12 protein-coding genes are annotated in these 18,194 nt (G+C 66.5%); 5 read left to right on the plus strand and 7 right to left on the minus strand.

Annotated features, from left to right (window positions below):
• Positions 1 to 5 precede the first annotated feature (5 nt).
• The 4 genes from AC1DX5_RS01345 to AC1DX5_RS01360 all read right to left on the minus strand — a co-directional run bounded on the left by AC1DX5_RS01345 (position 6) and on the right by AC1DX5_RS01360 (position 6,109).
• The gene (locus tag AC1DX5_RS01345) at positions 6 to 770 is read right to left on the minus strand and encodes an OmpA family protein (protein ID WP_478013845.1); all 765 of its coding nucleotides are present in this window, start codon (positions 768 to 770) and stop codon (positions 6 to 8) included.
• Positions 767 to 2,233, minus strand: a complete 1,467-nt coding sequence (locus AC1DX5_RS01350) for a hypothetical protein (protein WP_478013846.1) — start codon at positions 2,231 to 2,233, stop codon at positions 767 to 769. Before AC1DX5_RS01350 ends, AC1DX5_RS01345 begins: the two co-directional genes overlap by 4 nt.
• A gap of 160 nt (positions 2,234 to 2,393) precedes the next feature.
• Positions 2,394 to 4,625, minus strand: coding sequence for a TonB-dependent receptor (locus AC1DX5_RS01355; RefSeq protein ID WP_478013847.1), 2,232 nt, complete (start codon positions 4,623 to 4,625; stop codon positions 2,394 to 2,396).
• A gap of 86 nt (positions 4,626 to 4,711) precedes the next feature.
• Complete coding sequence (locus AC1DX5_RS01360; protein WP_478013848.1) at positions 4,712 to 6,109, minus strand: MmgE/PrpD family protein; 1,398 nt, start codon at positions 6,107 to 6,109, stop codon at positions 4,712 to 4,714.
• Between the two features lie 93 nt (positions 6,110 to 6,202).
• Between AC1DX5_RS01360 and AC1DX5_RS01365 the strand changes: the two genes are divergently transcribed.
• The gene (locus AC1DX5_RS01365) at positions 6,203 to 7,480 is read left to right on the plus strand and encodes an MFS transporter (protein ID WP_478013849.1); all 1,278 of its coding nucleotides are present in this window, start codon (positions 6,203 to 6,205) and stop codon (positions 7,478 to 7,480) included.
• Positions 7,480 to 8,643, plus strand: coding sequence for a CapA family protein (locus tag AC1DX5_RS01370; RefSeq protein WP_478013850.1), 1,164 nt, complete (start codon positions 7,480 to 7,482; stop codon positions 8,641 to 8,643). The genes AC1DX5_RS01365 and AC1DX5_RS01370 overlap by 1 nt, the downstream gene beginning before the upstream one ends.
• A gap of 120 nt (positions 8,644 to 8,763) precedes the next feature.
• Here the strand turns inward: AC1DX5_RS01370 and AC1DX5_RS01375 are convergent, their stop codons facing one another.
• Positions 8,764 to 9,930 carry a cytochrome P450 gene (locus tag AC1DX5_RS01375; RefSeq protein WP_478013851.1) on the minus strand — a complete coding sequence of 389 codons (1,167 nt, stop codon included), beginning with the start codon at positions 9,928 to 9,930 and terminating at the stop codon, positions 8,764 to 8,766.
• A gap of 73 nt (positions 9,931 to 10,003) precedes the next feature.
• Here AC1DX5_RS01375 and AC1DX5_RS01380 point away from each other — a divergent pair, with 73 nt between their 5' ends.
• Positions 10,004 to 11,005, plus strand: coding sequence for a LacI family DNA-binding transcriptional regulator (locus AC1DX5_RS01380; protein WP_478013852.1), 1,002 nt, complete (start codon positions 10,004 to 10,006; stop codon positions 11,003 to 11,005).
• 338 nt (positions 11,006 to 11,343) lie between these two features.
• Here the strand turns inward: AC1DX5_RS01380 and AC1DX5_RS01385 are convergent, their stop codons facing one another.
• Positions 11,344 to 12,363 carry a hypothetical protein gene (locus AC1DX5_RS01385; RefSeq protein WP_478013853.1) on the minus strand — a complete coding sequence of 340 codons (1,020 nt, stop codon included), beginning with the start codon at positions 12,361 to 12,363 and terminating at the stop codon, positions 11,344 to 11,346.
• Positions 12,360 to 13,481, minus strand: coding sequence for a CapA family protein (locus tag AC1DX5_RS01390; protein WP_478013854.1), 1,122 nt, complete (start codon positions 13,479 to 13,481; stop codon positions 12,360 to 12,362). The genes AC1DX5_RS01385 and AC1DX5_RS01390 overlap by 4 nt, the downstream gene beginning before the upstream one ends.
• A 112-nt stretch (positions 13,482 to 13,593) precedes the next feature.
• On the opposite strand from AC1DX5_RS01390, the gene AC1DX5_RS01395 reads away from it, so the two are divergent.
• Together AC1DX5_RS01395 and AC1DX5_RS01400 are read left to right on the plus strand one after the other, a co-directional pair.
• Positions 13,594 to 15,432 (plus strand): CocE/NonD family hydrolase, encoded by a 1,839-nt coding sequence (locus tag AC1DX5_RS01395; RefSeq protein ID WP_478013855.1) that lies wholly within the window; start codon positions 13,594 to 13,596, stop codon positions 15,430 to 15,432.
• Positions 15,433 to 15,463: 31 nt separating this feature from the next.
• Positions 15,464 to 18,181, plus strand: a complete 2,718-nt coding sequence (locus AC1DX5_RS01400; protein WP_478013856.1) for a TonB-dependent receptor domain-containing protein — start codon at positions 15,464 to 15,466, stop codon at positions 18,179 to 18,181.
• The last annotated feature ends 13 nt before the right edge of the window (positions 18,182 to 18,194 follow it).

Raw genomic sequence — 18,194 nt, forward strand, 5'->3', positions numbered from 1 at the left:
GCCGGTCAGGGCCGGACGAGAATGTCGACGCGCCGCCGCGACGGCTCGGCCAGCCCATCCGCCGTATCGACATCGATCGCAGCCGCCTTGCCCTCCGCCCGCACGGTGATGATGTGCCGGTCCACCCCGAGCCTCACCAGCGATTCAGCGATCCGGTCGGCGCGGGCGCGGGCGATCGCCGGATCTTCGGCGATGCTGCGCCCCGAAACCGTCACCGGATCGGTCGCCGCGCGTCCCGTCACGACGATCGACCTGGGCTTTGCCGCGCGAATCCAAGTGATCGCCTGATCGAGCAGGTAATCGTCATATTGATAGATCAGGAAATCCCGATCGAAGTCATAATAGAGGTGGAACGTCGTCGGCGCATAGGGCCCCGGCGGGACGGCGCGCTCCGCCGACATCGGCGCGACGTTACGCTTGGGCAGCACGAACGGACGCCCTTTGTAGCTCTCGGCCGGCAGCATGTGCCGTGTGCACGCACCCGGCAGGATCGACGTACGCACTGGCTCCAGCACCACCCCACCGCACGGATCGCCCGGCGCAGCGCTTACCCTGCCCTCGACCAGCACTTCATGGTTCCAGTCGGGCTTGGACGGTGCCTGGCTGACGTCGAAGCGGCGCCCGTCCGCGTGATCGTCCGCCAGCCAGCAGCCGGATTTCTTGCCGCTGTCCGTATCGCGATAGACCGGGCAGGCAATGAAGCGGACCGTCTCGGGCGCGCTGCCCCCGGTCACCGCGGCCATGGCGAGCAGGGCAGCGACCGTCTTCACAGCGCGCTCATCAGGTTGACCAGGTCCTGCTTCTCCTGCTCGGTATAACCGATGGAATAGCGCCGCTCGTAGAAGTCGACGATGCCGCGCAGATCCTTCGCCAGCCCATTGGAGAAATAGGGCGCCCGCGCCGACAGGCCGCGCAGCGACTGCAGGGTGATCTTGCCCACATCGGCGCAGCGCCCGGTGGTCAGCGCATAGCCCGGATCATTGGTCAGGATGACGCGGCCATAATGCGGATGCGGCGGCCCCTTGCAGGTCACGCGGAACAGCGGCAGCCACGGCATCGGATCGGCAAAGGGCTGGTTGGTCGTGCCGAGATCGACCTGGCCCGGCGCGACATCATTCCCCATCTGCGACATGTTGTGGCAGAACGCACAGCCGTTGCGCACCGGGTTACCGAAGCCGACCGGCGAGTTGATCCCCGCGCTGTCGGTGATCAGGAACGTCTTGTCGCGAAAGATCTTCGCGCCGCGTGCGACCGACGCGCGGAACGCCGCCTGTTCCGGGCTGAGGCCCGGCGCCGGCTTCTCCCAGGCCTCGAACTCGCTCCACACCGGCTTGCCGATGCTGCCGAGCTGCCCCGGCTTCGACATGGCGAGCTTCTCCGCGCCGCCCTCGGCGCCCGCGACGTTCAGCGCGCCGCCCGTCCTGTCGACCTGCTGCGCGGTATAGACCCGGCTCTCGAAGTCGACGATCCGCGCCATGTCGACCGCGTCCATATGCTTGAGCAATTCTAGATGAGTCGCCGACGCGTCGGTCATCTGCGCGTTCAAGGTGCTCGCGCGGCCATCGGCCATCAGATTGCCCGACAGCGGCTTGCCAGTTTCGGGATCGAGCGGCAGCGGCATGCCCTGTTTGGGATCGTGGTAGAAACCGACCGCCAGCAGATATTTGAGGTTCGCGACCGGCCGCGGGCGGCGGTAGACCGAGACGCTGTCCTTCGCCGCATTGCACCCCGTCGGATCGCGCACGACCTCGAGCGTGAAATCGGGGGTCATCGCCTTGCCCGCCACATCCCTGGGTGGCCAGGGGCGCTGGATGCGGATCAGCCCATGGTCGAGCAGCAGCGAATGCGACGCGCGCTCACCCTGCGGAAGGGTCGGGCAGTTCGACCCGTCATAGGCAGCGAACAGCGGGTCCTTGCCCCCCGTCGCGTCCCAGCGCGCCTGTGCGGTCGCAGCGGACAGGCTCATCGCATCGGCCGGCTGATGGCAGGTGACGCAGGCGCGACCATGCGGCCCGGTCGCGGTGAAGAAGGGATGGCCCTTCGTCTCCATCGGCCCGCCGGTCAGCAGCACGCGCAGGCTGCCCGTGCTGTCGGCATAATCGACCTGCGCGGGGAAGGTCCGCCCGCTGTCCGGCGCCCACCAGGCATCGCCATAGTCGGCCTGCGCCGCGACGCCCGAGGCGAACGCGGCGAGGGAGAGGCACAGTGCGATCGGAGCGGCGCGGAGCTTCATCCGAACGTGTACCTGTTTTCAGCCCTTGTCCCTTCCCCGGCGAAGGCCGGGGTCCAGTTGGGATGGCCGGAGCAACTACGCGCAGCAGACATTTCCTTCTGCACTCCAACTGGACCCCGGCCTTCGCGGGGGAGGAAGGATGAGCAGTTGCCAATCATCCTCAGAACTTCGCCACCGCGCGGATGCCGTACGTCCGCGGCGCGCCATAGATGCTGCCGCCATCGGCGCTCGAGGAGTTCTGGATCTGCGAGGCGATGTACCGCGTGTCGGTGAAGTTCGCGACATAGCCTTCGAGCTTGTAGTTGCGGTTGATCTGCAGGGTAAGCCGCGCATCGAACACGTCGCGCTTCGGTACGATCGTGTTGAAGCTCGGGAACGGCGTCGCGACCTGTTCCGACAGATGCGACCATTGCACGCGCGGCGTCAGCGAGCGCTCGTCGCCGCCCAGCGGGATTTCGTACTGGACACCGGCATTGATCGTCCATTCGGGCGAGAAGGGCAGCACCCGGCCGTCCGGCACAAGCCGCAAATTGGTCGGGCAGCCGGCATCGGTGCCCGCCGAATTGGTGTCGGTGATGCAGGTGCTGCCGTCGAACCGGGCATGGAGATAGCCGCCGCCCGCGTTGAAGCTCAGCCCGCCGAACTGGCCGGTGACCTCGAGCTCCGCGCCATAGGATTTGCCGGCGGCCGCGTTCTGCGTGACCGGCAGGCCGTTCAGCAGGCTCGACAGCTGGATGTCGCTATATTCGGAATAGAAGACGTCGCCGTTCACGCGCAGGTGATTGTCGAGGAACTGAGTCTTGAATCCGGCCTCGTACACGCGGTTGGTTTCCGGCCCGAAATTGGGCGTGCCGATGGTCAGGTTGACGCCGCCCGCCTTGTAGCCCTGCGACGCCGTCACATAGAGCAGGTTGCGGCCGAGATGGTAGTTGATGCCGACCTTGCCGGTCACCTTGGTCGAATGCTGCGTCGCGACCAGGCTCGCCCCGGCCGGCACAGCGCCCGCCGGGATGAGGCGGTTGTAGATCTGGGTATCGTCGGAATAGCGCGCACCGGCGACGATCTCGAGCGGCGACGTCACGAACCAGTTGACCTGGCCGAACACCGATTTGGTGATGTTGTTCGCGCTCGTCTTGAAGGTCGAGGTCGACGAGATGAAGTCGGTCGTGTGGTTGTTGTCGCGCTGCGAGAAGGTGTCGACCGTCTCGTCGAGATAGAAGCCGCCGACCACCCAGTTGAAATTGCCCTTGCCGGTCGACAGCAGGTTCACTTCGCCGATGAAGGTATTGATATCGGTCGAGACCAGGCTGACGCGACCGACCGCATTGGCCGGTGGGCGCGGCAGAGCGGTCGCGGTGCGATCGCCGTCGGTCTGGTCGATCGTATGGAGATCCTGGTACGACACCATGGTGCGCAGATCGACGCCGTCGAGGATCTTGATCTTCACTTCGCCCGACAGCTTGCCGCCATGCTGGTTCTGGAAGGACCGCGCATCCTCCTCGATCACGAACGGGTTGGACGAGACCAGATCGTTGCGGCGCTTCACCGCATTATTGTCGGACTTGGAATCGAAATAGTCGACGCGAAGATTGGCACGCAGCACCTCGTCGGGCGAGCGCACCGCGAGGTTGAAGCGCCCGGCATAGAGGCTGCTATTGCCCGGGGTGCTCGGGCTCGGCCCGATATTGTCGGTGAAGCTGCCGCGCTCGTCATGAGTCGCCGCAACGCGGAACGCCACCTCGTCGCTGATCGGCACGTTGATCGCGCCGACCAGCTTGAACGTGTCGTAATTGCCATAGGTCGCATCGACGAAACCGGAATAGGCATCGAATTCGGGCTCGGGCGTGCGCACATAGATCGCGCCGCCGGTCGAATTCTGCCCGGTCAAGGTGCCCTGCGGGCCGCGCAGCACTTCGATCGACGCGATGTCGAAGAAGCTCTGCCCGATGAACTGCTCATGCGGGATCAGCTGGCCGTCGATATAGAAAGCGACGCCCGGGTTGGAGGTCGGCGCTGACTGCGCGATGCCGACGCCGCGGATGTTGATGAAGGTCGACCGGTTGAAGGTGTTGATCGCGATCGACGGCGCGACCTGCTGGATGTCGGCGAGGTTGTTGACGCCCTTGCGCGAGATATCGGCGGCGTTGAGCACGGTGGCCGAGATCGGCACGTCCTGCAGGCTCTGCGTCCGGCGCTCGGCGGTGACGACGATATCCTCGAGCCCGCCATTATCCTCCGCCTGGGGCTGGAGATCGGCGGCGGGTGCCGACGGGCTGGCAACCTGGTCCTGCGCGGCGGCGCTCTGCGCCTCGGCCGGCATCGCGGCCAGTGCGACGGCAAGGCTGGTCACGCTGGTGAGAAGAATCGCCTTTGAAAATGGGGTCACGGACATCCTCCTCGCTTGACCGCCGGCGCCCTTGCGTCGCCCTGGCTAAGGCCGCTTACTACCATTGTGGTGCGAAGCTGCAAGCGTTTTCATTATGGCATATAACTAATAGCGGACAGGGCCTTTGCGGCGTCGGGCGCCGTGTCGAGCGACCAGATCGCCGCCGCCAATGCCGACGCCGCGTCCGCCGTCAGCGCCTGGTGCGCCCGGCCCGCGCAATCGACGAACTTCGCCTCGAGCGCGGCATCGTCGATCGGGCGCGTGACATGGCCCGCAGCCATCTCGACCCAATGCTCCAGCCGGGTCCCGTCGTTCAGGATGATCGCCAGCCCGCCCGACGCGGCGCGCTCGCGGCCCCAGTCGGGATGCCGTTCGAAGCTCACCTTGGCTGCTTCGGCAAGCTTGCGCGGATCGGCGAGCGACGCGGCGCCATAGCTGTCGAGCGTGACCTCGTCGTCGATCAGCGCGGCGGCGATGGTGAAGGGAATCGAGAATTTCGCGTCGATCGCCGTCGCCGGCGCGCGCTTGCTGGCGGCGGGCTCGGCCAGCATCACCTGCACCTCGCCGCCCGTCGCCACGATCGAAGCGACATCCCCCGGCGCAAAGCCATGCGCGGCGCGCAGCGCTTGTACTGCCTCGATATAGGCATGCGTGCCCCGACAGGCCGGCCATTTCTTGAAGCTCAACTGCTCGATCCAGAACCGCTCGCCCAGCCCGTCAAGGAGATCCGACGGCTCATACAGTCCATCGGCGTAAAGGCGGAAGAACCCACCCTTGCCCTCGAACGGCGCGTCGAAACCGCGCACGCCGAGTGCCGCAAGCGCGGTCGCCCGCACCGCCGCCTCGGCCGGCAATGCCTCGCGCACCGCACGGATCACGGTGTCGCGGCTATATTTGATCTCGCCCGGGCAGCTTGCCTGGCACAAAGCCAGCGACAAGGCATCGAGCGTCTGGCGCGCGGACAATCCCCGCAACCGCGCCGCGGCCGCGGTCGCGCCGAACACACCGAGGATCGGCGGCGGATACCAGCCGCCCGCCTCCATCTCGCGGCGCAGGCTCAACCCCAGCCGGCAGACCAGGTCGCACCCGATCGCGATCGCGCCAAGCAGGTCGCGGCCGGACACCGGCGCGCCGGTCTGCAACACCGCGAGCACCGCCGGCAGCAGCGACGCATTGGGATGGCTCGGCGCCGCGTCGAACGCATCCTCGAAATCCAGCGCATGCGCCATCGCGCCATTGGCCAGCGCAGCGAGCGACGCATTGGTCGTCATCCCCCGCCCCAGGATACTCGCCGCGCCCGGCCCGCCGGCGCTGGCATAGCTGATGAAGGGCTCGACTTCTTGGCTTGTCCCGCTCGCCGCGAGCATCACACCAAGACCGTCGAGCAGCGCGCGCTTCGCTGCGTGAAGCGTCGCGTCGCTCAGCCGTCCGGCATCGAAGCCGGCGATGTGATCGGCGAGTCTTTCGCTCAGTGAGCCGGCCTGATCCACGGAAATCCTCCAATGTAAGCGCTTGCGTCGCCTTGCCGCATCGGCAATGAGCCTGTCGAGCACATAATGGCGATTCTGGCGGGAGCGGGACATATGGAAGCTGGATTGCAGGCGATGGCGGGCAAGATCCGGTGGCGGCTGATCCTGCCGACGATCCTGTTCATGCTGCTCAGCTCGATCGACCGAGTGAATGTCAGCTTCGCCGCGCTGCAGATGAATGCCGATCTCGGCTTCACCCCCAGCCAATATGGTTTCGGCGCGGGCATCCTGTTCGTCGGCTTCCTCGCCGGCCAATATCCCAGCGTGTTGCTGCAACAGCGTATCGGCATGCGGCGCTGGATGGCGGCCTGTGCCCTGTTGTGGGGCGCCTGTGCCGGCGGCATGGCCTTTATCGAGACTCATTGGCAATTCTACACGCTGCGCGTGCTGCTCGGCCTGGCCGAGGGCGGCCTCGCGCCCGGCATCGTGCTCTATCTCAGCCAGTTCGCCACGGAGCGCGAGCGCGCGACGACCTTCGCCATGCCGATGATCGCCATTCCCCTCTCGATCGTGATCGGCGGGCCCTTGTCGGGCTGGCTGATGAGCATGGACCCGCCCTTCGGTCTGGCTGGCTGGCGCTGGATGTTCCTGGGCGAGGCACTCCCGACCCTGGTGTTCGGTATCGCCGCCTATTTCTATTTCCCCGACCGCCCGGGCGACGCCACCTGGCTCGATGCGAAGGAAAAGGACTGGCTGTCGCGCAACGCCGCCAATCGCCGCGACACGGCGCAGGCGAACGACTGGAGCGTGCTGCGCAAGCCGCTGGTCTGGGCCTCGGCGCTGTTGTGGTTCTGCCTGTTGTCGGGTTCCTATGGCGTCATCTTCTGGCTGCCGCAGATCGTGAAGCAGATGACCAGCCTGACGCCGTTCGAGATCGGCCTGGTCAATGCTCTGCCCTGGATCGGCAATGTGCTGGGCATCTATTTCAACTCGAAACATTCGGACCGCACCGGGGAGCGTTTCTGGCACATCGCCATCCCGGCGACAGTGGCCGCGCTCGCGATTCTCAGCGCTGCCGCGGCGGGCGCGACGCCGCTCGGCCTGGTCGCGCTGTTTGTGGCGGGGACCGCGCTCGGCGCGGCGCAGGGCGCCTTCTGGGCATTGCCGACGCGGATGTTCACGCCCGCGACCTTTGCGGTAGGGGCGGTCGCGATCAACATCGCCGGCAGCTCGGGCGGGTTGATCGTGCCGCATCTGGTCGGGCTGGTGCGCGAGAAGACCGGCGCGTTCACCGCGCCGATCTGGCTGATCGCCGGCATATTGCTGCTCGCCGCGACGATCGTCCTGATCCTGCGCCGTTCGGCCGGCAATGAGGCAAAGGCCGCCGCGTGATGTCCGGTTTCGCCATCCTCGCGGTCGGTGATGTCGGGGCGAAGCGCGACGATCTCGCCTCGATGTTCGCGCCCCTTGCTGGCTTGCTCGAACAAGCACCGGTGGTGTTCGGCCAGCTAGAGACGACCGTGTCGGATCGCGGCGCGATCGTGCCCAATGCGAAGCTTGCGATGCGCGCGCCCTCGGTCCTCGCCCCCGCCCTGGCCGAAGCCGGCTTCACCATGATGTCCTTCGCCGGCAATCATTGCCTCGACTGGGGCTATGACGCGTTCGACGACACGCTGCGACACATGGCGGATGCCGGCGTACTGCTGGCCGGTGCCGGCGCCAGCCTGACCGAGGCGCGCGCGGCGGTGATCCAGGAGCATGACGGCGTCCGCATCGCGATGATCGCGGCCAGCTCGATCCTGCCGGAGGGGTATGCCGCCCGCACCGACAAACCCGGCTGCGCGCCGTTGCGCGCCCACACCTTCTACGAGCAGATCGAGCATGATCAGCCCGGCACCCCCGCCCGCATCCGCAGCCATGCCGACCGCGCCGATCTCGCCGCCCTGCTCGCCGCGATCCGGTCGGCCCGGGCCCGGGCCGATATCGTGCTGGTCTCGCTGCACTGGGGCATCCACATGGTGCGCGGCAGCCTCGCCGAATATCAGATCGAGGTCGCGCATGCCGCGATCGAGGCCGGCGCCGATGCGATTCTCGGCCATCACCCGCATCTGATGAAGGGCGTGGGCTTCCACCGCGGCAAGCCGATCTTCTACAGCCTGGGCAATTTCGCGATCGAGCAGCCGCATGTGTGGGACCCGGCGATCGTCGACACCGACTCCTTCCGCCACCTCGTCAGCCTCAATCCAAGCTGGACGATGGACGCGACATACATGCTGCCGGCGGAGACTCGGATCACAGGCATCGTCCGGCTGGTGGTGCGGGATCGGAGCGTGTCGGAAGTACGCTTTCGGCCATGCTGGATCGGAGACGACAGTGCGCCGCGGCCGCTAGCGGCGAGCGATCCCTTGTTTGCGCGGGTGTTTGACTATCTGGTGGAGGTGACGGCGGCCGAGGATTTGGCTACGAGCATCGCGATTGATGGCGACGAACTGTTGCTGGCGTGTCAGGATATTCCAGAGTGCGTGAAATCATTCCCCGCCGTTCGTCCTGAGTAGGGGCTGAGCGAAGTCGAAGCCCCGTATCGAAGGACATGGGTGAGGCCTGTCCTTCGATACGCCATTTCGACAAGCTCAATGGCTACTCAGGACGAACGGAGTGGCTCATGTACGTACACCCTACTTAAACGTCAACGGCACGCTCAGCGCCCCGATCTCCGGAAAGCGCGTCGGCACCACCTCGCCCGCCAGATCGAACCTCGGCAGCCGCGCCATCATCTCCTCCAGCGCCACGACCAGTTCCAGCCGCGCCAGCGCCGCACCGACGCACATATGCGTGCCGCGCCCGAAATGGACCGAATCCTTCATGTTCGGCCGGTCGATCCGGAAGCTCTCGGCGTCCTCGAAAACATCCTCGTCGCGATTGGCCGAGGCATAGACGAGCGCGATCGGCTCGCCCTCGGGAATGACACGCCCATGCAGCTCGATGTCGCGCGTCGCCGTCCGGGCAAAGCCACGATAGGGCGTGTAGAGCCGCAGGAACTCGTCCACCGCCGCCGGGATCAGCGCCGGCTCCGCGCGAAGCTTTGCCTGCAATGCCTGGTCGCGCGACAGATGCACCGCGATCGAGCCGATCATCACCGTCGGCGCGATGATGCCGACCACCAGCACCTGGCGGATCGTGCCGACGATCATTTCGTCGGGCAGCGGCTCGCCATCGACCCGCGTCGCCAGCAAGGCACTGGTCGCGTCGTCGGCCGGATCGAGCGGCGCGGCCTTGCGATCGGCGACGAGCTTGCGCGCCATCTCGTAGAGCAGCAGGCTGGTTTCCTTGGTCGCAATCATGTCGTTCGACTGGACCGCGATATTGTAGCGCCGGCCGACTTCGGCGAGCGAATCGATCTGCTCCTGCGGCAGGTTCATCCAGGTGGCGAACACCCGGATCGGCATGCGCGCGGAGAATTCCTCGCAGATATCGCCACCACCCTTCGCCGCCATCGCGTCGAGCAGGCTGATGCAGATCTCGCGGATCACCGGCTCGAGCGGCGCGACCTTGCGCTCGGTCAGCAACGGGCTGAGCGCGCGGCGATAGGGCGTGTGCTCGGGCGGATCGAGATGGAGCGGCGGCCGGCGGCCGGTAAAGGCGACCGCGGGCACGACATTCTGCTTCGAGGTGATGAAGGTGGCGCTGTCGGCCGCCGCCGCCGCGACATCGGCATGCTTCATCAGCGCCCAGAAGCCGCCCCAGGCGTCGCTGTGCGCCACGGGGCAGCGGTCGCGCAGGTCGCGATACACGGCCTGGGCGCTGTCGAACGTCTCGGGAAGCAGGGGATCGAAGTCTTGCATGGCTTCGCTTAAGCGATGATGAAAGCGCTTGCAACGGCTTTCGGCGCCAGTCTTTCCCGGTTAGCGTAGGAAAATGACCGACAGCCCCAAGATTCCGAAACTGGAGGATGTCGCGCAGATCGCCGGTGTTTCGTCGGCGACCGTATCCCGCTTCTTCAACAACCCGGCGATGGTCGCGACCGCGACCGCGGATCGCATCCGCGAAGCCGTCGCCGCCACCCATTATGTTCCGAACCTGATGGCCGGCGGCCTCGCATCGAGCCGCAGCCGGCTGGTCGCCCTGCTGGTGCCCGATGTCGCCCAGTCGATCTTCAACGCGACGGTCGAGGCAATGGTCGACGAATTGTCCGCCAGCGGCGACATCGTCATGCTCGGGCTGACCGGGGTCGACAATGTGCGCATGCCGAGCCTCATTTCGGCCGCGCTCGCGCGCCGCGCCGATGCGATCATCCTGACCGGCATCGTCTCCGATCCCGCCACGCGTGATCTGATGCGCCGGCGCGAGGCGACGGTGATCGAGACCTGGGGCCTGCCGACCGACCCGATCGACGTCGCGGTCGGTTTCTCACACCGCGCGGTCGGGCAGGATATCGCGCGCTTCGTCCATGGCCGCGGCTATCGCCGGCCGCATCTGCTGACCGCTTCGGGCACGCGCGCGATGGAGCGCCGCCAGGGTTTCATCGACGACTGGGCCTCCGCCGGCGGCGATACCCCGACCGAACAGATGTTCGCCAGCCAGACGCGCTTCGGCCATGGCCGCGCCGCCTTCCGCGCCCTGCGCGAGCTGGACAATCGCCCCGATGTCGTCGTGTGCAGCTCGGACTGGCTCGCCCAGGGGCTGCTGGTCGAGGCGATGGCGGCGGGCGTGCGCGTGCCGGACGAACTGGCCGTGGTCGGCTTCGGCAACCTCGCCGTCGCCGCCGAGATGCGCCCGACCATCACCACCATCGATATCGACGGCGCGCGCATCGGCCGCGAAGCGGTCAGCCTGCTCCGCCGCCGCACCGCCGGCGAGAAGATCGAGAACCGCCTCATCGATGTCGGCTTCCGCCTGATCGTCCGCGAAAGCGCCTGACAATGTTCAGGCGAGCCTGGACTCAACCGTCAGATACTCGGGGGTGAGAGCCCGGAGCAGATCCGGTGCATCGAAGGCAGCGCCCGGCGCCAGCACCCCGGCACCCTCGAACCGCCCGTCGAGGAGGCGCTCCACCGCTTCGCAGATCTGCGGCGCGAACGCGGTGAGGCGACGCCACTGCTACGACAGACGGCGCACAGCCTGATCGCTGGCGACCTGACGCCACCACCCCCAACCGTTCGTTTCGAGCGAAGTCGAGAAACCTTGCTCAGCACTTGAGGCCTGTTTCTCGACTTCGCTGGAAACGAACGGGGTATTGAGTGCAGGCTAAGGACCCGTCAGCCCTCCGCCCGGGCCTCGACCTTCGCGCGCGAGAAACGCGGCGCCACCGACAGCAATATGATCGCCGCCACCAGGATCGCCGCCCCGATCGTCTCGGCCGCGGTCGGTGCCTTCAGGCCCCAGAACCATGCCAGCAGATAGGCGGCGGCAATGCCCGCGAGCAGGCTCGATGCCCGCTCGAGCGGCACGCAATAACTGTTCTCCCGCGCATCGAGCAGGATCACCGCGGCAAAGATCGAAATGATCGTCAGCGTGGTGCCGATGCCGATCAGCCACCACACCACCGGATCGCCCCACACCGCGATGAAGCCCCAGCTCAGCTGCCCGGCCTGTGCGCCGATCCCGCTCCACGACAGAATGGCGAGCGCCGCCACCGACAGCGGCAGCGCGACCAGCTTCTCCTCGACGAAATAGCGCCGCACCAGCGCCGGATCGCCGCTCTTCGCCGTGCTCGTCATCACCGCGAGGCGGATGAAGTAACCGACCGTGTAGAGAATGACCGTCAGGATCGCGAGCGGCGGCAGATGGAATCCGCCGCGCTGCTGCACCACGAACGCGAGCGACACCGCGACCATGAACAGCGCGACCCAGCTCCACCAGCGCACCCGCCGCCCGAACATCAGGTCGACCAACGGCGCGATGATCAGGATGTCGCCGCGCATCAGCAGCTGAATGAACGGGATGCTCACCCCTTCGAAGGTGAAGGACAGGGGCACGGTGAACAGCACCAGCGCCGTGCCGATGCCCGACAGGAAGGTCGACCGCGTCCACACCGGCACGCGCAGCCCGCCGATCGCTTTGCCATGCGCATCGCGGTGCCAGCCCGACACGAAGATGAAGATATAGGTCAGCACCAGGCTGACGATCAGCGACGCGGGCAAGGTCTCCAGCCCCGTGGGCGGCTGCCCCAGCCCGGCATTGGGCGCGGTCGTGACCAGCTTGGTCATGATGATGTTGGGCAGATAGCTCAGGAAATAGAGCAGGGTGATCAGCTCGATCGGCAGGCGGCGGCTCATTGCGCCGGACCCGCGATGACGACATGGTCGCCAGCGGTCTCGTACCGCGCGTTGAGCCCGGCCTCGGCCGTGATTGCGGTCATGTAATCGATCACCTCGCCGAAGCGCGGATCCTCCGGCGGCACGATACGCGGCACCGCGTCGCGGTCGATCCACAAAGGCAGGAATCCCGTCTCCACGACCTTGCCTTCCCTCACCTCGATCCGCGCGATCATCGACATGCGCGCGGCGGGCGGGAAATTATACAGGCTGTCGAAATCGGGCACCCAGTCCTCGGCCAGCGCCTGGATCTCCTTGAAGCTCTTGCTCGCGGCATGTGCCGGATCCATGCGCAGGTCGCAGGCGAAATTGCACAGGCTGTAATAGACCGGCTTGCCCTGGATGAACTCGATGCCCTTCAGGATATGCGCGTGCCCGCCCAGGATCACATCGGCGCCGGCCGCGATCGCCGCCCTCGCCACGTCGCGCTGATAATCCGCGATCGAGGCGCGCACGAAATGAATGCCCCAATGCTGCGACACGATGACCACATCGGCCTGCTGCTTCGCGGCCCGGATATCGGCCTCCATCGCCGCGAGATCGTCGCGGTGCGGATAGCTGTGCACGCGCGGCGGGGTACCCGGCTGGTCATGCTCGATCTGCTCGTAAATGGTGTGCGCCCGCATCGGCGCGCAGCCGGGCCGCCGCTCATCGGCCCAGTATGACATGGGCAGGATCGAACAATAAGCCAGCGTCGCGATCCGCGTGCCATCGCTCAGGGTCGAGAAAACGGGCTTGCGCGCTTCGGCGATAGTGGCGCCGGCGCCCACCACCGTGATGCCCGCCGCGGCGAGGTTGCCCATCGTCTCGAACAGCGCCTCATTGCCCCAGTCGAGCACATGATTGCCCGCCATCGAGATGATATCGAAGCCGGCGCGCCCAACGGAGGCTGCAGCGTCCGGCCTGGTCAGCACGGCGTGCCGTGCCTGGGGCAAACGGGTGCCGCGCTCGGCAAAGCTGGTCTCCAGCTGGCCGAACACCAGGTCCGCCTCGCGCAGCACGTCGCGTGTCGCCGCGAAGCATTCGTCCGCATCGTCCCGGTCTGGGGCAATGTCACCGGTCGCCAGAATCAGGGGCATGCAGGATCCTCTCGCCTCCGCCGCTAAGGGATTATGCAAGCGCTTGCAATATCTCGTCGCCAGGCCATGAAATTTCGTTTCGTAATATAACCGTTGAACATATCCACTAAATATGGTCTTTGCTGCTCAGGCAGCGACGAGTCTCTCGGCAGAAGAGGCGTGGAATGCCGCGATGGAGGAGATGCCGGTGATCGGACAAGGCCCTGTGTCGGGACGTGCGCGGATCACCGCAGCGCTTGCTTGTATCTCCCTTCTGGCCACGCCGATGAGCGCGATCGCCGCATCCGAACCCGCCGCTGCAATGGCTTACAGCGATGTGACCCGCAGCTCGCTCTACGTGCCGGTGCGCGACGGCACGCGCCTCGCGGTCAATATCTATCGCCCGGTGGTCGACGGGAAGCCGGTCGAGACGCCGCTGCCGATCGTCTTCGCCTTCACCCCCTATCGCGCGCGTTATTTCGACAAGGACCACAAGCCGGTCGAGCTGGTCGATTCGCCGATCTTCGGCCTGCGCACGCTGGTGAAATCGGGCTATGTCGTCGCCACCGCCGACGTGCGGGGCAAGGGTGCCTCGTTCGGCGCGCGGCGCGGCTTCCTCGACCAGACCGAGGCGCATGACGGTTACGACCTGATTCAGTGGCTCGCGGGCAAGTCCTGGTCCACCGGCAAGGTCGGCATCACCGGCTGCTCCTATCTCGGTGGCACCTCGATGCTCGTGGCGGGCGCTTCGCCACCGGCGCTCCGTGCGGTGTTCGCCGCCGCGACCGACATCGACAAATACAGCTTCGTGCGCAACGGCGGCATCACCGGCCAGTTTAACACCCGCCCCGACGAGCCGCTCGATGTCGATCTCGCCAGCGTGCCGGTCGACGCGGACAGCGACGGCACAATGCTCAAGACCGCGGTCGCCGAGCACGCGGGCAACACGCCGATGGCGAAATTATGGGAGACCATGCCCTATCGCGACAGCGTGTCGCCGCTGACCGGCAACCGCTATTGGGAAGAGGTCGGGCCTTATACCCATCTCAAGGCGCTCAAGGACCCGAAGCTCGCCTGGCTGCTGTGGAGCAACTGGGAGGACGAGCCGACCGAGCAGATGATCCTCAACGCCGTCAACATCCCGTCGCGCATGCTGATCGGGCCGGGCAGCCATTGCGTCGGCCCGAAGCAGTTCGACATCGCCGGCGAGCAGCGCCGCTTCTTCGACCATTATCTCAAGGGCATCGACAACGGCTTCGAACGGGGCCCGCGCTACAGCTGGTATCACGAGGCCCCGGGCGGGACCGGCGCGATGGTCGCGTCGGCGACGGCACCCGGCATCGGCGTGGCCCGTTCACCGCTCTACCTCTCCGCGACGACGCAGGGCGACCTGTCGCCCGCCAGGCCAGGCAACGGCAAGCGCATCTTCACCGTCGATTACGATGTAGCGAAGGGCGAATATTTCGCCTTCTGGCCGCCCTCGCCCTTCGGCAAGGGCCCGAGCTTCACCAGTCCGCCGCTCGCCGCCGACGCCGCGATGACCGGCTATCCGATCGCGACCATCACCACCGCGCTCGACCGCCCGGACGCGAACCTGTTCGTCTATCTCGAGGACGTCGATCCGGCGGGCAAGGCCTATATGGTCTCATTCGGCCGGCTCGCCGCCTCGCACCGCAAGCTGTCCAGGGCGCCGTACGACCGGCTCGACCTGCCCTATCATTCGGGGCTGAAGGCGGACGCCTTGCCAATGGTGCCGGGCAAGCCGGCGACCCTGACCTTCTCGATGGTGCCGCGCGCCTATACCTTCGCCGCGGGCCACCGGCTGCGCGTCACCCTGGCCGGCGCCGATCCGCGCCAGCGTAATCTGGCCCAGATCCGCCAGGATCCGCCGCCGGTCTTCACCATCGTCAGCGGCGGCACGGACGCCTCGCGCATCGACATTCCATTCACGACGAAACCGACGTTCCGCTGAGCAAGGCGGGCGCACCAAGGGGAGAGACAGAATGAAGGCTCACACCGCTAAGATCTTTGCCCGATCGGGCGTCGCCCTGCTCGCACTGGCCTGGGCAACCGGCGTACAGGCACAGGAGGCGCCGACCACCGGCCAGCAGGAAGCCGCCGGCCCGACGACCACCACCGCCGAGGACGAAGTCGCCGGCGAAGTCGTCGTCACCGGCAGCCGCCTGCGCGGCGCGGCGCCGGTCGGCTCCTCGGTCATCGCGCTTGGCCGCGAGGACGTGATCGCTTCGGGCGCGGTCACCACCGACCGGCTGATCAAGCAGATCCCGCAGGTCTTCGATCTCGGGGTCAGCGAGAATTCGCGCGGCCAGTCGGGCGGCAATGGCAACATCACCTATGGCAACAGCGTCAATCTGCGCGGCATCGGCCCTTATGCGACCCTGATCCTGGTCGACGGCCACCGCGCGGTGAACAACAGCCGCGCCTTCGATCCCTCGGCCATCCCGACGCTCGGCCTGGAACGCGTCGAAGTCGTCGCCGACGGCGCGTCGGCGATCTACGGATCCGACGCGGTCGCCGGCGTGGTCAACCTCATCCCGCGCCGCACCCTCGACGGCGTCGAGGCAAGCGCGCGCTACGGCGTCGGCGGGCGCGGCGATTTCTCCGAATATCAGCTCGGCATCGCGGCCGGAAAGGTCTGGGACACGGGCCAGGCAATGCTCGCTTATGAGCATGTCTATCGCTCCGCCCTCAACGGCGACGACCGTGATTTCTTCCGCTCGGACCAGCGCGCCTTCGGCGGCAACGACTATAGCGTCACGCGGTGCGCGCCCGGCACCATCACCGCCGGCGGCGTCAACTATGCGATCCCCAAGGCCGGCGTGACCCAGGCGAGCGCGGCCAGTCTCGTCGCGGGCACCACCAACCGTTGCGACGACCTGATCGGGCAGGATCTGTTCCCGCAACAGACCTATGACTCGGTCAACGGCACCTTCACGCAGGAGATCACTCCCTGGCTGACGGTCTTCGCCGACGGCTTCTATTCGAAGCGCAAATTCCTGCGCTATCCGGCGGAGTCGAGCGCGACGCTGACGGTCCCCCAAACCAATGCCTTTTTCGTGCGCCCGGCCGGCTTCGCCGGCACCAGCTACACCATCGCCTATAATTTCATGAACGACCTGCCGCGCAACGCCAATCCGGGGTCGGCCGAGAATTGGGAGATCACGCCGGGTGTCCGCATCAAGCTGCCCGGTGACTGGCAGGTGGAAGGCATCTTCACCTATGGCCGCGGCAACGACCAGGCGGACCAGACGCGCGGCCTGAACAACGCGGCCCTGAACGCGGCACTCGCCAGCAGCAATCCCGCCACGGCCTTCGACCCCTATGGTCTCGGCCGCACCAGCGAGGCGACGTTGCTGGCCATCAGCAACTTCGTGTCCTTCTCCCCCACGCTCAACAAGTTCAACGGCTATGAGGCGCGGGTGAACGGCACGCTGTTCCGCCTACCCGGCGGCGGGGTGAAGGTCGCGGCGGGCTATGAAGGACAGGAGATCACCGTCGATCTCGGCTCGGCGCGCGGCGTGCCCACCACGCCCATCGTCTTCCGGCATTTCACCCGCCGCGTGGACTCGGGTTATGCCGAACTGCTCGTGCCGATATTCGGTGCGGACAATGCGATCCCGTTCTTCCGCAAGCTCGAGATCGACGCCGCCATCCGCTACGACAAATATAGCGATGTCGGGTCGACCACCAATCCGAAGTTCGGCGTCAACTGGTCGCCGGTTACCGGCCTCACCCTGCGCGGCAGCTACGGCACCTCGTTCCGCGCCCCGCTGATCTCGCAGATCTACGGCAACAGCAACGCGCTGTTCATTCAGAACTACCAGAACCCGGCCGGCGGCGCGCCGCTGGTCGGCGTGGCCTATTCCGGCCCCAATCTCAATCTGCAGCCGGAAGAAGCGACCACCTGGTCGGTCGGCGGCGACTGGGACATCACGCCGGGCCTCCGGCTCAGCGCCACCTATTTCAACGTCGAATATATCAACCAGGTCGACACCTATCTCTCCGATCTGGCGATCCTGACGCGCGAGGCGCAGTTTGCGGGGACCGGCATCATCCTGCGCGGAACCCAGGCGCGCGACCGCGTGCTCGCCCTGCTCGCGCAGGGCGTGGGCATCGGCGGCGGCGTCTTCCCCGGCGGCGATCCCAACAACGTCACCCTGTTCGTCGACGGACGGAACAACAATCTCGGCCGCTCCAACACCGAGGGCATCGACGTGACCGCCAACTGGCGGCTGGCGACGGCATCCGCCGGCACGTTCAATGTCAACGCCAGCGGGACCTATCTGACCCGGTTCGAGGCAGCGATCTCGCCCGCGGGCACGCCGATCAACCGGCTCAACACCATCTTCTTCCCGCTGAAGTTCAAGGCCCGCGGCAGCGTCGCCTGGGACATCGATCCGTTCCGGGTGCAGCTCACCGCGACTCATGTCGGGGGGTACACCAACAACGCGGTCACCCCGAACCAGAAGGTGGCGAGCTACACGCCCGTCGATCTCAGCCTCGCCTGGACGGTCGGCGGCGCGGACAAGGGCCCGTTCGGCGGCAAACTCACCGTCGGCCTGGAGGTCCGCAACCTGTTCGACGCCGATCCGCCTTATGTGAACCTGACGCCGTCGGGCAATGGCAGCGGCGGTTATGACGCCTCCGCGTCGAACCCGATCGGCCGGCTGTTCGCGGCATCGGCCCGCATGAAGTTCTGAGGTCAAAGGGGGC

Source organism: Sphingomonas sp. P2_B6 (assembly GCF_056404755.1).

Excerpts from the sequence above, each read along its gene's own strand:
- AC1DX5_RS01365 (WP_478013849.1), top strand. The coding sequence starts at position 6,203 with ATGGAAGCTGGATTGCAGGCGATGGCGGGCAAGATCCGGTGGCGGCTG.
- AC1DX5_RS01385 (WP_478013853.1), bottom strand. The coding sequence starts at position 12,363 with ATGAGCCGCCGCCTGCCGATCGAGCTGATCACCCTGCTCTATTTCCTG.
- AC1DX5_RS01395 (WP_478013855.1), top strand. The coding sequence starts at position 13,594 with ATGGTCTTTGCTGCTCAGGCAGCGACGAGTCTCTCGGCAGAAGAGGCG.
- AC1DX5_RS01380 (WP_478013852.1), top strand. The coding sequence starts at position 10,004 with ATGACCGACAGCCCCAAGATTCCGAAACTGGAGGATGTCGCGCAGATC.
- AC1DX5_RS01375 (WP_478013851.1), bottom strand. The coding sequence starts at position 9,930 with ATGCAAGACTTCGATCCCCTGCTTCCCGAGACGTTCGACAGCGCCCAG.
- AC1DX5_RS01400 (WP_478013856.1), top strand. The coding sequence starts at position 15,464 with ATGAAGGCTCACACCGCTAAGATCTTTGCCCGATCGGGCGTCGCCCTG.
- AC1DX5_RS01355 (WP_478013847.1), bottom strand. The coding sequence starts at position 4,625 with ATGTCCGTGACCCCATTTTCAAAGGCGATTCTTCTCACCAGCGTGACC.
- AC1DX5_RS01390 (WP_478013854.1), bottom strand. The coding sequence starts at position 13,481 with ATGCCCCTGATTCTGGCGACCGGTGACATTGCCCCAGACCGGGACGAT.
- AC1DX5_RS01350 (WP_478013846.1), bottom strand. The coding sequence starts at position 2,233 with ATGAAGCTCCGCGCCGCTCCGATCGCACTGTGCCTCTCCCTCGCCGCG.
- AC1DX5_RS01370 (WP_478013850.1), top strand. The coding sequence starts at position 7,480 with ATGTCCGGTTTCGCCATCCTCGCGGTCGGTGATGTCGGGGCGAAGCGC.